Raw genomic sequence first — 12,353 nt, forward strand, 5'->3', positions numbered from 1 at the left:
AAACCCGCAATGACCAATCCGTTCGAGAACGACGACGCCAAGTTCTACGTCCTGATCAACAAAGAGGGCGAACACTCCCTGTGGCCGGTCTTCGCCGCCGTCCCCGGTGGCTGGACCATCGCGTACGGCGCGGCCAATCGCAAGTCCTGCCTGGAGTACGTGGAGACGCACTGGGTGGACATGCGCCCCAAGTCGCTCATCGTGGCCATGTCCAGCGAGGCGAACTGACCACCTGAATGCGCGGGGCGCGCCGGTCCCCATCCCCCCTGCCGACCGGCGCGCTCCGCCTCAGGCCTTGACCTGCGCCGACTCGATCACCGCGTGCGCATGCTGACGCCATTCACCGACGGCTCTGGTGCGCAGGCCGCCGAGCGCCGAGTCGAACTGCTTGGCGCGCTGGGTGACGGTGAGCCCGACGTAGGTGTGCGCGTTCGTGATGGCGCTGGTCGCCACCGCGCAGGCTTCCTCGATCTCGCCGGAGGCCAGCAGCGCCGTGGCGTGCTCGAAGCGGACCAAGGCGGGCTCCATGGTCTCCGACGGGTCGTACAGCGCCATCGCGCGGGCGGCCGCCACGGCGGTCTCCTCGGCGCGGCCGAGGCGGGAATATCCGATCGCCTGATAAAAGGCGAGTTTCTCGGGGCGGAAAGAAAAAATACCGACCGAAAGGTCTTCCGGCCCGACGTCTTCCAAAGCCGATGCCGATCGCGTGATACAGCGGGCGAATTCGTCGGCGTGCCCGAGACTGGCGTGCGCGCGCGCCGCCATTCCCCACAACCACGCGGCGGCCGCGCCGTAGGACGGATTTTCTTGCAATCGGCCGTCGAGTAACTGCAAAACTTCCTTCGGCTTATCGCTATAGGTGGGCAAATACGCGAGCCCGGCCAGGGCGATGTCCTCCGAATAGCGGTCGCCGATGTCCTGCGCGGCATGGATCGCGGTGGCGTACCACATCCGGGCTTGGCCGAAATGCCCCTCGTTGAAGAGGATCTCGCCGACCACGTTCGCCAGTCTGCCCGCCGTGCGCACCAGCCGGACCTGATGATGGGTGGGCTGCCGTTCGCCGAGACAGCTTCGGACCATCCGGAATTGCTCGAGCCCGGTCTGCAGCAGTTCGTGCGGCGGCACCTGTACCACCCGCGTGCCGAGGACCTCGGCCGACTGCTCCAGGAACGCCAGTCGCCGTTCGCTGATCGACCCCGCGTCGAGGGTTGCCAGCATCCGTTCCGGTTCGCTCGCCACCAGGTCCGCCGCCTGGCCTGCCAGGCCCGCGCCGATGCAGGCCAGCAGTTCTCGCCTTCTCACGTCGTCTTCCTCGACTTCCTTGTCGAGCCCGATTTCCCTACCGAGCTTGGTGTGCCTTTCGGGCGCCGAATCGGCGCTTTCGTAGTCGGGGGCGGTCGCCCGGCCCGTGACGATCGCACGCTCGAATCGTTCGGCGACGACGGAATCGACCTGCGACAGGACTCTGTCGAGGAGACGCTGGCTAGCGGCGTGCATCCGGGTTGTCCGGCCGTTCTCCCACAGGACCACGGTGCGCGGTGTGACGCCCACCAGACGCGCGAATTCGTAACGGCTTCGCTTCATCGCCGTGCGAAGCGCATGTACAGCTTCGCCCGTCCAGTCGACCTCCACCATAGGTCTCTCTTCCTCGCTCCAGGCCGCTACAAACGGAAAGTACTCGCAATTACCGCATTCGGGTCTGTTATCTACCGAATCGCAACGCGCACTGTTGAACCGCACCCGGCATCGGGGGTCCGCCCAAACCCTGTCGAGGGCGCCCGTTGTCCGGAACCCGGCGCACGGTCCCGACACGGCCCGATCCATCCGTGTCGAGCGCGATCCGGCGGCGCCTTCTCGGTGCCGGGTGCACTGCTCAAGTGGAGGTGAAAGATGGACGTGTTGCACTCGGACGTCAGAGAATTGTGGCTGGTACAAAGCCGCGATTGCACGCAGGAACCGCTCGGTCTGACCTACGACCGCGCACGGTTTCTCTGCGCCGTCCACGCCGGTCACGGCGCGAGCTGCCGTCAGTACCTAACCGCGTCGGCGTTCTGTTTCCGGCAGGACGCCGGCCAGTAATCCGCCGTGGAACCGCTGCTGAGCATGCTCGGCGCGTGCACGCTGCTGGTGGCCGCCATCATCGGTGTCGGATCGTGTCTGCCGCACGGCGGCGCCGAGGACGCGCACCGTCCGCCCGAGCATCCGTTCACCATCGAACAGGCGCACCGGGTGATGCAGGGCCACCGCCCTTGCCGCGCCGACGCCTGCCCCCGCAAGCAGGCGGCCTTCCGCACCCTGGTCGCCTCCGGCCGCGTCATCCCCGACAGCCGGGCCGACGGATACTCGCGCTGACCGACCGTCGGCGCGCCGAACTCGTTGCCGCCCAGCGTAATCCGCCAGACAGCGCAGTTCACTCACCGGTCGGGACTCGGCGAGGGAGTCCCGACCGGTACCACCGTCCCCCCATACTTCCAATCCAGAGTCGATGTCGGAGGGGAACATCGACCCACACCCACCTCGCCGCCGCCACCGGTCGTGAGTGGCACACGGCTGCGGCGAATCGCGAGTAGACCTCTCGCCGATGTGCTACTCGGGCGGGCAGTTCCCGTCTATTGGGTGGCTGCCGAGAGGGATTCGAATTCTTCGTCGCTCAGCGTGATTCGCGCGGCGGCGATGTTCTCCTCGACGTGCGCGACGCTCGAGGTGCCGGGGATCGGCAGCATCACGGGGGAGCGGCGCAGCAACCAGGCCAGGGCGAGTTGGGCGGGGGACGCGCCGTGGTCGGCGGAGATGGCCGCCAGCGGACCGCCGGGGGCGGCGAGTTGGCCAGTGGCGATCGGGAACCACGGGATGAAGCCGATGTTCTCCTGCTCGGCGTAGTTCAGCACGTCCTCGTCGGCGCGGTTGGCCAGGTTGTACAGGTTCTGCACCGAGACGATGGTGGCGAGTTCGCGTGCCTGGCGCAGCTGTTCGACGGTGACCTGGGAGAGGCCGATGTGCCGGATCTTGCCCTCCTGCTGGAGCGCCACGAGTTCACCGAGCTGGTCGGCCAGCGGCACCTGGGGGTCGATGCGGTGCAGCTGGTACAGGTCGATGCGGTCGACACCCAGGTGGCGCAGGCTGAGTTCGGCTTGCTGGCGCAGGTATTCGGGCCGGGCGACCGGGCGCCACTCGTTGGGCCCCTGACGCGTGAGACCGGCCTTGGTGGCGATCACCAAGTCCTCCGGGTAAGGCCGCAGGGCCTTACGGATCAGCTTCTCGCTGACGAACGGGCCGTAGGAGTCGGCGGTGTCGATGAAGTTGACGCCGAGCTCGACCGCGCGGCGCAGAACGCGCACCGCCTCGTCCGGGTCCTCGGGGTCGCCCCACACCCCGGGGCCGGTCAACTGCATCGCGCCGTACCCGAGCCGATGCACCGGAAGATCGCCGCCGATGGCGAAGGTTCCGGACGCCGCCGCGGTCTGCGCGTCGAGATTTGTGCTCATGTGGATGTTCCTTCCGAAGTCGGAAACTGCGCGAATGCTCTACCCGAGTCGCGCCGGTACGTGCGCGCGCTCCCTGCCGCAACAGCGCTGTCGCGAGGTCGATTCCCACCGCGGTGTTCGCCGGTGGCGTAAACACCCACCGGGTCCCCGGCCGACCCGACATCGACACCTGCGCCTCGCGTCCGGCGCACCGGCATCCCCCCGGTGGATGGCACGAGCCCCACCGTACTCGGCCCACCCGCGGCGAGTGGCACACCACCGAGGGCGTACTCGCGAAATGGCGCAGTCATGTGCCACTTGTGGGGCGTTTCGTCCGCGAATCGGCGGCCTACGGCGTGGGGACCGCGGGCCGGTCGAAGAGGATCGCCTGCATCAGGCGGATCACGCGGCGCGGCGAGCACGCCGGGTCGGTGGAGCCGAAACGCTCACCCAGGTCGACGACCAGTGCGAACGCGGCGTGCACCAGCAGGCGCGCCTCGGCGGCCGACAGCTCGGGCCGCACGCCGACCAGCAGTTTGGCCCACTCCTCGACATTGAGCCGCTGGATGTTGCGCAGCACGGTGCGCTCCTCCGGCGGCACGTTGCTGATCTCGGCGTAGTAGACGAAGGTGAGCTCGCGCTCGGCGAACGAGCCCGCCACATACAACTCGATCAGGGTGTCGAGCGCTTGCTCCGGCGTCTCGGCCGCGGCGACGGCGGGCCCGATGGCGGCCGACACTCGATCGGCCGCCCGGCGGAACGCCGCTGTGAGGATGTCGCCCTTGCCGCGGTAGAACCGGTACACCGCCGATGAGGCGGGCAGCCCGGCGGCCGTCGCGATGTCCTCCACGCTGACGTTCGGGTATCCGCGCTGGTGGAACAGCTCGACCGCGCGCATCAGCAGCAATTCGTGTTTGAAGGTCAGCGGGATCTCGGTCGCGGCGAAGCTCCCCGCTTCGGTGGTACCGGCAGGCGGCAGCTCGCACGCGGCGAGTGCGCGGCAGGCCGCCGTCAGCCGCGCGGTGAGCGCCCGCACGGGAATCGACACGTGGTGATCGCCGATGCTGCTGAGCACACTCAGCTCCGCGGCGGCGAGCACGGAGCGATCGGCCTTGGGCAGCGCGGGCCTGGTCTCCGCGAGCAGCGAGGTGAGCGCCGCGTTCACCCCCGCGAGCTGATCGGCCAGGGTGGCCGCGTCGGCGTCCTCCAGGTAGCGCCGCTGCCAACGCAACAACGCGGTGCTGCGCCGGTTGGCGATCGCCGCGTCGATCAGGGCGTCGAGCACGCGTTCGAGCCGTTGCGCTGGGGGCAGGCCGGTGGCATCGGGCAGCCGGGCCGCTTCCTGACTGACCGTGCCCAAGCGCAGCACTTCCTCGCGGAACAGGGCGTACTTGCTCGGATAGTGGCGATACAGCGCCGCGGAGCTGATGTCGAGCCGGGAGGCGATGTCGTCCATGCTGACGCCGTGGTAGCCCAGCGCGCCGAACGCCTCGGCCGACGCGGCCGCGATCTGCGCGCGGCGGTCGCGTGGGCGGCGCCGGATCACCCGTGCCGGTGTCCCGTCGGCCGCCTTGTCCGCAGCGTGGCGGTCCTGGGCACCCATGCCGCGATGGTAGCCCAAGCCAACGTTTGGTACGCCGATGCTGCCCTGCCTGGGGAACAAGTGAATGATAGATCACAAAGAAGCTGTGAACCGGCCCTCATGTCGCTCTATAGAGCCGGTTGATCGAGAATTCTCGATAACATACCGGGCTAGCGTGCGGGCCGCCCGAACAGCACCAATTGCATCAGCAGCCGCACCCGATCCTGGGCGGCCAGCGGCTCGTCGCCGAAGGCGCGGCCCAGATCGACCACCACCGCGAAGGCGGCGTGCACCAGAATGCGTGCCTCCGCCGCAGCGAGTTCCGGGCGCACCTCGCGCAGCAACCGGGCCCACTCCTCGACGCTGAGCCGCTGGATATTGCGCAGCACCGTGCGCTCCTCGACCGGAACGTGCTGGAACTCCGTGTAATACACGAACGTGAGCGCGCGTTCGGCGAACGATCCGGCCACATACTGCGTGATCAGCGCCGTGAGCGCGTCCTCGGAGCTGGTGGCCGCCGCCACGGCGGGGCCGACGGCGCCCGAAACACGTTCGGCGGCGCGCCGGAACGCGGCGGCCAGGATGTCGCTCTTGCCGCGGTAGAACCGGTACACCGCCGAGGCGGCCGAAAGTCCTGCGGCCGTGGCGATGTCCTCGACGCTGACGTTGGGGTAGCCGCGCTCGTGGAACAGCTCGACCGCCTTGCGCAGCAGCAGTTCGTGTTTGAAGGAGTCCGGGATCTCCACCACCGCGACCGGCTCGACCGGCCGCGTGGCGGGCAGCTTCGCGTGCGCGACCGCCCAGCAGGCCGAATGCAGAAGGCGGGCAAGAGGTTTCACCGGGAGGGCGGCGTGGTGGTCGGCGATGCTGGTGATCGTGCTGAGCAGGGCGGCGCGCAGCACACGCACGTCCTGCTCGGCGAGTTCCGGGCGCAGCGCGGCGAGTTGGCTGCCCAGCGCGCCGAGCACCGTGGCCTGCTGGTCGTTGAGCGTGATCTGGTCGTCCGGCTCGAGGTACCTGACCTCCCAGCGCACCAGTGTGACGGTGGGGCGATTGTCGATGGTGACCGCGATCAGCGCGTCGAGTACGTGCTGGAGCCGCTGTTCGGCGGGCCGGTCCGCCGCCTCCTCGGGCAGCTCCACCGATTCGGTCATCGCCCGGCCGACGCGCAGCAGTTCCTCCCGGAACAGCGCGTACTTGCTCGGATAGTGGCGATACAGCGCCGCGGAGCTGATCCCGAGGCCGGAGGCGATGTCGTCCATGCTCACGCCGTGGTAGCCCAGCGCGCCGAACGCGGCCGCCGACGCCGCGGCGATCTGGGCACGGCGATTCTTCGGCCTGCGCCGGATCTCCCGAGGTGCCGAGTCGCCGCTGCTCGCCTTCCGCGCCGTACGGCGATTGTCGACACTCATGAGGAACATCGTAACGACCTGGCCGTATGGCCGGGGTCGCCGCGTCGCGGGATACGGCTCCCGGGGATGAGCGGCCCCCGGGAGCCATACCTGTTCTCCGGTGCGCGCCGGCATGCGATAAGGCGGGATGTGCGCGCCGGTGCGTCCGGAAGTCGACAACCGGAATCGGCCGAGCGTAGGGGCACCATGCGCGCCAGGCCGGACAGGCTGTCGAACAAAGATAAACTTACACCACGATAGAGCCAGTACAACAGCAGATCATGCAAAGAATCGTTGTTCACATATTTGTCAGCCGCGCGGGCTGATCACCACCCGAGCCCGCCCGCCCGGCACGGTGGTGATGTTGCGGACCTTGCCGCGCTCCGGCTTGCCGTCCGCCGGCAGCGAAAGGGCGTGGCGGAGGAGGACTTCCCGCAGCACGGTGACGCCTTCCAATAGCGAGAACCCCGCGCCGATGCATCGCCGCACGCCCCCGCCGAACGGCAGCCAGGTGTTCGGCGCCACCGCGCCGTCCAGGAAGCGAGCCGGACGGAACACGGCGACGTCGGGGTAGGCATCGGTACGCCGGTGTGCGAGGACGATGGAGGTGGCGACCACGGTGCCCGCGGGGAGCCGCCGTCCTCCGATCGTCATGTCCCTGGTCAGTTTTCGATTGGTGCCGGAGATGATGGTGTGCAACCGCATGGCCTCCTTGAGCACCGCGTCGAGGTACTTCTCGTCGCCCGTGCGCGCGGCCTCCGCCGCCGACCGCTGGATCTCGGGGTCGGCGGCGAGTTCGTAGAGCGCCCAGGACAGCGCCGAGGCGGTGGTCTCGTGCCCGGCCAGCAGCAGGGTGATGAGCTGGTCGCGCAGCTCGGCATCGGTGAGCGGCGCGTCGTCGTCGCCCGTGCCGACTTGGAGCAGGCGCGACAGCACATCGGCGCGCTCGGCCAGATCGGTCGCGCGCCGCCGTTCGGCGATCTCGGCGTAGAGCAGGTCGTCCACCGCCGTCAGGTTCTCGGCGAACTTCCGCCACGGCCCGATCCGGCGCATTCGGTCGTCCTTGAAGCCCAGGAAGATCAGCGGGTTCAGGTGGACGATCCGGTTCAGTCGCGGGCTCAGTTCGGCTTTGGTCCGCTCGTCGGTCACGCCGAAGACCACCCGCGTGATCACCTCGAGGGTGAGCGCGTTCATCCGGTCCAGCATGCGCACCGTGGACCCGGCCGCCCAGCTCCCCGCTTCCGCCGCCGCGATCTCGGTGATCAGTGCCCGGTAGCCGCGCAGTGCGGAGCCGTTGAAGGCGGGCATGAGCAACCTGCGCGCCCGCGCGTGCTCGGCCTCGTCGGTCAGCAGCAGCGAATGCGGACCCATGATCGCGCCCAGGATCTGATTGCCCTCGCCCGCGTGCAGATCGTGCGGGTCGCCCGCGAAGATCTCCTTGATGTGTTCGGGGCGGGAGTACACCACCACGCGGTCGGCGAACGGCGGAACCCGCAGGGCGAAGACGTCGCCGTAGCGGCGCGCCATCGCGGTGAGGAAGCGGGCCCGGTCCCGCTGGAACAACACGCTCTGCACGAGCGGCGGCAGCGGCGGCCCGGGCGGGAACCCCTCGTGCTCGGTCCGCTCTCGGACGTCCTGTGCGGCCACGATGCCACCTCCACGCGGGTATCGGACTGGCTGTCGCTTCCACGCTAGGAGAAACCCGGACGCCGGTCCATGCCCGAAGGCCACCGCCAGGGCGCAGTCGCCGCCCGGGGCCCGCGTCGATCCGGAAGCGCGGATCTCCGCGAACCGCATACCTCGCGACCACGTGTCGGCCGAATTCGACTGTACCGGTGCGTCTTTCTGGTAAGGAGTTCGTCATGGCCTCGGCTTTGCGCCCGGTGGACCCCGTGCCGGTGCTGGGCGACGTGATCGCCGCGGCACGGCGGATCGCGGCGCGCTATCGGCTCACCCCGCAGGAGAAGCGCAACCTGGCCGCCACCCGCGGCGCACGGCCGGCGGTCTTCACCGCGTCGATCGGCGGCCGCGCCTACCGCGGATAGGAACCCGCCGCACCCCGGTCGAACCCGGGACCCTCAGCCGCGCCGCATGCTGCCGTACCAGTCGAGCAGGTCCGGGTTGTCCACCGCGCGGCGTTCGGCGACGCCGTTCGGAGCGGCTATCTGCACTTCCGGCTTCTCGCCGGTGCGGGGTGCCTGGCGAAGGACGAACGTGAGTATGCGCAGGGGCTGACAGCCGTAGCGTGCCCGCCGTCGGGCATGTTGCTTTACGGGTTTACGCGAATATATCCTCGTATATATGAAGACTATGATCGATCTGAACGACGAAGCCCTAGCTCTCGCTGCCAAGGAACTGGGGACCACCACCAAGAAGGACACGGTGAACGCGGCGCTGGAATTCGTCGCCGAGCGGAGACGCCGCATCGAACAGGTCTTGACCGATCCGTACGGGTTCGGCGTCGGTCAGGATATCGGTGATGCCGAAGTAATGCGCGAGGCGCGCCGTTGACCGAAACCACTCCTCTGCGACTCCATCTCGTGGACACCTCCGCGAGCGCCAGACTCGGGCATGAGCCAGTGCGTGCGGTGATCGCCGGGCTCATCGCCGACCGTGCGGCCGCTACCTGCGTCACGGTGGATCTGGAAGCGGGTTACTCCGGCCGCAACCTCGCAGACGTGCAGAACATCGGCCAGCGCCGTCGCGCTCTCTACGTCAACCTGCCGATCAACGAGACGATCGCCGACCGCGCGCAAGAAGTCCAGCAATTGATGGCACGCAAAGGTCACCACCGAGCCGCGGGGATCGTGGATCTGCTCACTGCCGCCGTTGCCGAGTTCCACGGGGCCGTACTGATCCACTACGACGCGGATTTCGAGCACATCGCGGCAGTGACGAGGCAGCCCCAGGTCTGGGTCGTGCCACAGGGCAGCCTCGACTAGGTTGTTGTGACCCGCGAAACTACTGCGCCTTAGTCGAATTCGAGTTCTCAGCCCTGCCCGCCGCGCCGGATGGCGCCGTACCAGTCGAGCAGGTCCGGGTTGTCCACCGCGCTGCGTTCGACGACGCGGGCCGGGTCGGCGCCTTGGAACAGTTTCTTGATCGGCACCTCGAGTTTCTTGCCGGTGCGGGTGTGTGGGATGCCGGGGGCGAGGATGATCTCGTCCGGGACGTGGCGGGGGGAGACCTCGGTGCGGATGGTGCTGTTGATGCGGGCTTTCAGCTCGTCGGTGAGTTCGGCGCCGGGGGCCAGCGTCACGAACAGGGGCATCCAGTAGCCGCCGTCGGGTTGCTCGGCGCCGATCACCAGTGCCTCGGCGATCTCCGGGAGCCGTTCGACGGACTGGTAGATATCGGCGCTGCCCATCCGGATGCCGTGCCGGTTGAGCGTGGAATCCGACCGCCCGTGCACGATCACGCTGTGGTGGTCGGTGATGGTGATCCAGTCGCCGTGCCGCCACACGCCGGGGTACATGTCGAAATACGCGTCGTGGTAGCGCTTTCCGTCCTCGTCGCGCCAGAAGGCGACCGGCATGGACGGCATCGGCGCGGTGACGACCAGTTCGCCCACCTCACCGCGCACCGGCTGCCCCGCCGGGTCGTAGGCGTCCAGCGCGACGCCGAGATAGGGCGCCGACAGCTCGCCCGGCCACACGGGCACGGTGCGCACGCCGCCGATGAACGCGGACACCACGTCGGTGCCGCCGCTGATCGAGGAGACCTGGACGTGCTCGCCGACGTTCTCGCCCAGCCACAGCGCCGAGGAGGTGGGCAGCGAGGAACCCGTGATGCCGACCGCGCGCAGCGCCGACAGGTCGTGATCGGTCCGCGGTACGGAGCCCGCTTTGATGCACGCCAGCACATAGCCGGGGCTGGCGCCGAGCACGGTGGCCCCGACCTCGGCGGCGATGCGCCACAGCGCGTCTGGGGTGGGAGCGGTCGGGCTGCCGTCGTAGGTGACGATGGTCGCCCCGGTCAGCAGGCCGGCGATCTGGAAGTTCCACATCATCCAGCTCGGGCTGGTGTACCAGAAGAAGGTGTCCTCGGGGCCGATGTCGGATTGCAGGGCAACGGCTTTGAGATGTTCGAGCAGCACGCCGCCGTGGCCGTGCACGATGCCCTTCGGCAGGCCGGTGGTGCCGGAGGAGAACACGATCCACAGCGGATGGTCGAAATCCACCGATTCGGTGGTGATCACCGGCGGCAGCGACTCGGTGCTGGTGATCGCGTCGTCCCACGAGGTCGCGTCCGGTACCTCGAGCCCGAGCCGGGGCACCACGACCGTGCCCTTCAAGCTGTCCAGGCCCGCGCGCAAGGCGGCGACGTCCTCGCGCTTGTCGTGCGCCTTGCCGCCGAAACGGTAGCCGTCGGCGGTGACCAGCACGGTGGGTTCGAGCTGCCCGAGCCGATCCAGCGCGGCTTTCGGGGAATAGTCCTGCCCGCAGGCGCTCCAGACCGCGCCGATGCTCGCGGTGGCCAGGAACGCGATCACCGCCTCCGGGATGTTCGGCAGATACCCCGCCACCCGGTCACCGGGCCGCACACCGAGCGAACGCAGCGTTTGCGCGAAAGCGGCGGTGTGGTCGATCAATTCGGCCCAGGACACCTCCCGGATCGGCGCGTCCTCGCTGACCGCCTTGATCGCGGGCCGGTCGGTGCGCAGCTGCCGGATCACCTGGTCCACGTAGTTCAGCCGGGTGCCGGGAAACCATCGCGCCCCCGGCATCTCGGCGTTCGCCAATACCTCGCCCGCGACGTCGCCGAGTTGGAAATAGTCCCACAGCGCGTGCCAGAACCCGGCGAGATCCTGCACCGACCACTGCCACAACGCGTGATAGTCGGCCGTGCGCACGCCGGTGCGCTCGGCGACGAATCGCGCGAAGTCGGTGACTTTCGCTGCGGCTATGTCTTCTTCGGTCGGCACCCATTGCGGCTGCATCGCGGTCCTCCTGACTGTGGAAACTCGGTGCTCAGGCGCGGTCGGCGCGCCGCACGATCTGCTCGGCGTGCCGGAACACGGGGCCATCGACCATCCTGCCCTCCAAGGCGAAGACCCCGCGGTGCTTCGGCGCTTCCTCCAGCACCCGCCGCGCCCAGGTGACCTCGTCCTCCGAGGGCGCGTAGGCGGCGCGCAGCACCGCCACCTGACTCGGATGGATGGCGACCTTGGCGTCGAACCCGACCGCGACCGCGTCCTGTGCCTCCACGCGCAGCCCGTCCAGATCCCGAATGTCCAGAAACACCGAGTCCAGCGCGAACTTGCCGTAGGCCTTGGCCGCCAGCAGCGTGCTGGAGCGCACGTGGCGGGCCACGTCGCGGTAACCGCCGTCGGCGTGCCTGCTCGCGGTGCCGCCGAGCCCGGCCACCAGATCCTCCGCGCCCCACATCACGCCGATCGCGTTGTGCGCCGTCATCACATGGCCGACGGTGAGCGCGCCGAGCGGCGACTCGATCAGCGCGATCACCTCGTGCTCGGGCAGCGCCGCGACCTGTTCGGCCGACTCGCATTTCGGCAGCATGAGCCGCCGGTAGGCGGTGCCTGCGAGGGCCGCGAGATCGAGCGCGTGGTCCTCGGTGCCCGCCGCGTTGACCCGCACCACCGTGGTCGCCGGATCCAGCGGGGTGTCCACCAGCGCCTTGCGCGCCGCCGCCTTGTCGTGCGCGGCGACGCCGTCCTCGAGGTCGAGGATCACCACATCCGCCGCGGCCGCGGCCTTCGCGAAGCGTTCAGGGCGATCGGCCGGGCAGAACAACCAGGCCGGGCCCGCCATCTGCCAGCTCATACCGTGTCCTTTCACGCTGTGTCTGGTCTGCTGTCGGCGTGAGCGGGGGCCTGCGTGGTTACGCTGCGCTGCCGCCTCCGGCCCTGACCGCTCACGCTGTGTCTGTTGTCGGCGTGAGCGGGGGCCTGCGTGG

At 68.8% G+C, this 12,353-nt stretch carries 12 protein-coding genes; 5 read left to right on the forward strand and 7 right to left on the reverse strand.

Going from position 1 to position 12,353, the window contains the following annotated elements:
- Positions 1–9: 9 nt before the first annotated feature.
- Complete coding sequence (locus ABZ803_RS17900; protein WP_357038896.1) at positions 10–228, forward strand: MbtH family protein; 219 nt, start codon at positions 10–12, stop codon at positions 226–228.
- 60 nt (positions 229–288) lie between these two features.
- Here the strand turns inward: ABZ803_RS17900 and ABZ803_RS17905 are convergent, their stop codons facing one another.
- Complete coding sequence (locus ABZ803_RS17905) at positions 289–2,013, reverse strand: helix-turn-helix transcriptional regulator (RefSeq protein WP_357038899.1); 1,725 nt, start codon at positions 2,011–2,013, stop codon at positions 289–291.
- A gap of 72 nt (positions 2,014–2,085) precedes the next feature.
- Between ABZ803_RS17905 and ABZ803_RS17910 the strand changes: the two genes are divergently transcribed.
- Entirely contained in the window at positions 2,086–2,352 is a 267-nt protein-coding gene (locus tag ABZ803_RS17910) for a hypothetical protein (RefSeq protein ID WP_357038903.1), read from the forward strand.
- Between the two features lie 257 nt (positions 2,353–2,609).
- Here ABZ803_RS17910 and ABZ803_RS17915 read toward each other — a convergent pair whose 3' ends face one another.
- The 4 genes from ABZ803_RS17915 to ABZ803_RS17930 all read right to left on the reverse strand — a co-directional run bounded on the left by ABZ803_RS17915 (position 2,610) and on the right by ABZ803_RS17930 (position 8,084).
- Positions 2,610–3,485: an aldo/keto reductase gene (locus ABZ803_RS17915; protein WP_357038905.1), complete on the reverse strand. Its 876-nt coding sequence runs from the start codon at positions 3,483–3,485 to the stop codon at positions 2,610–2,612.
- A gap of 328 nt (positions 3,486–3,813) precedes the next feature.
- Positions 3,814–5,067: a helix-turn-helix domain-containing protein gene (locus tag ABZ803_RS17920; RefSeq protein WP_357038908.1), complete on the reverse strand. Its 1,254-nt coding sequence runs from the start codon at positions 5,065–5,067 to the stop codon at positions 3,814–3,816.
- A gap of 149 nt (positions 5,068–5,216) precedes the next feature.
- On the reverse strand, positions 5,217–6,458 hold the full coding sequence (locus tag ABZ803_RS17925; protein ID WP_357038911.1) for a TetR family transcriptional regulator: 1,242 nt from the start codon (positions 6,456–6,458) through the stop codon (positions 5,217–5,219).
- 288 nt (positions 6,459–6,746) lie between these two features.
- The gene (locus ABZ803_RS17930; protein ID WP_357038914.1) at positions 6,747–8,084 is read right to left on the reverse strand and encodes a cytochrome P450; all 1,338 of its coding nucleotides are present in this window, start codon (positions 8,082–8,084) and stop codon (positions 6,747–6,749) included.
- Positions 8,085–8,299: 215 nt separating this feature from the next.
- On the opposite strand from ABZ803_RS17930, the gene ABZ803_RS17935 reads away from it, so the two are divergent.
- From ABZ803_RS17935 to ABZ803_RS17945, 3 genes are all read left to right on the forward strand, one after another.
- Complete coding sequence (locus ABZ803_RS17935) at positions 8,300–8,482, forward strand: hypothetical protein (protein ID WP_357038917.1); 183 nt, start codon at positions 8,300–8,302, stop codon at positions 8,480–8,482.
- 256 nt (positions 8,483–8,738) lie between these two features.
- Positions 8,739–8,948, forward strand: a complete 210-nt coding sequence (locus ABZ803_RS17940) for a type II toxin-antitoxin system VapB family antitoxin (RefSeq protein WP_357038920.1) — start codon at positions 8,739–8,741, stop codon at positions 8,946–8,948.
- Positions 8,945–9,379, forward strand: coding sequence for a PIN domain nuclease (locus tag ABZ803_RS17945; RefSeq protein ID WP_357038923.1), 435 nt, complete (start codon positions 8,945–8,947; stop codon positions 9,377–9,379). Before ABZ803_RS17940 ends, ABZ803_RS17945 begins: the two co-directional genes overlap by 4 nt.
- Positions 9,380–9,426: 47 nt before the next feature.
- On the opposite strand, the gene ABZ803_RS17950 is transcribed toward ABZ803_RS17945, so the two are convergent.
- Together ABZ803_RS17950 and ABZ803_RS17955 are read right to left on the reverse strand one after the other, a co-directional pair.
- Positions 9,427–11,376 (reverse strand): acetoacetate--CoA ligase, encoded by a 1,950-nt coding sequence (locus ABZ803_RS17950; protein WP_357038926.1) that lies wholly within the window; start codon positions 11,374–11,376, stop codon positions 9,427–9,429.
- Positions 11,377–11,407: 31 nt separating this feature from the next.
- A complete protein-coding gene (locus ABZ803_RS17955; RefSeq protein ID WP_357038929.1) occupies positions 11,408–12,220 on the reverse strand; it encodes a CoA ester lyase in 813 nt (270 codons plus the stop codon).
- Positions 12,221–12,353: the final 133 nt, after the last annotated feature.

It is taken from the genome of Nocardia sp. NPDC047648, from assembly GCF_040642815.1.
GTDB lineage: Bacteria > Actinomycetota > Actinomycetes > Mycobacteriales > Mycobacteriaceae > Nocardia > Nocardia gamkensis.

Bases quoted from the DNA above. Each gene is read 5' to 3' on its own strand.
- ABZ803_RS17925 (WP_357038911.1), bottom strand. From the start codon at position 6,458: ATGAGTGTCGACAATCGCCGTACGGCGCGGAAGGCGAGCAGCGGCGAC.
- ABZ803_RS17955 (WP_357038929.1), bottom strand. From the start codon at position 12,220: ATGAGCTGGCAGATGGCGGGCCCGGCCTGGTTGTTCTGCCCGGCCGAT.
- ABZ803_RS17915 (WP_357038905.1), bottom strand. From the start codon at position 3,485: ATGAGCACAAATCTCGACGCGCAGACCGCGGCGGCGTCCGGAACCTTC.
- ABZ803_RS17940 (WP_357038920.1), top strand. From the start codon at position 8,739: ATGAAGACTATGATCGATCTGAACGACGAAGCCCTAGCTCTCGCTGCC.
- ABZ803_RS17950 (WP_357038926.1), bottom strand. From the start codon at position 11,376: ATGCAGCCGCAATGGGTGCCGACCGAAGAAGACATAGCCGCAGCGAAA.
- ABZ803_RS17935 (WP_357038917.1), top strand. From the start codon at position 8,300: ATGGCCTCGGCTTTGCGCCCGGTGGACCCCGTGCCGGTGCTGGGCGAC.
- ABZ803_RS17920 (WP_357038908.1), bottom strand. From the start codon at position 5,067: ATGGGTGCCCAGGACCGCCACGCTGCGGACAAGGCGGCCGACGGGACA.
- ABZ803_RS17900 (WP_357038896.1), top strand. From the start codon at position 10: ATGACCAATCCGTTCGAGAACGACGACGCCAAGTTCTACGTCCTGATC.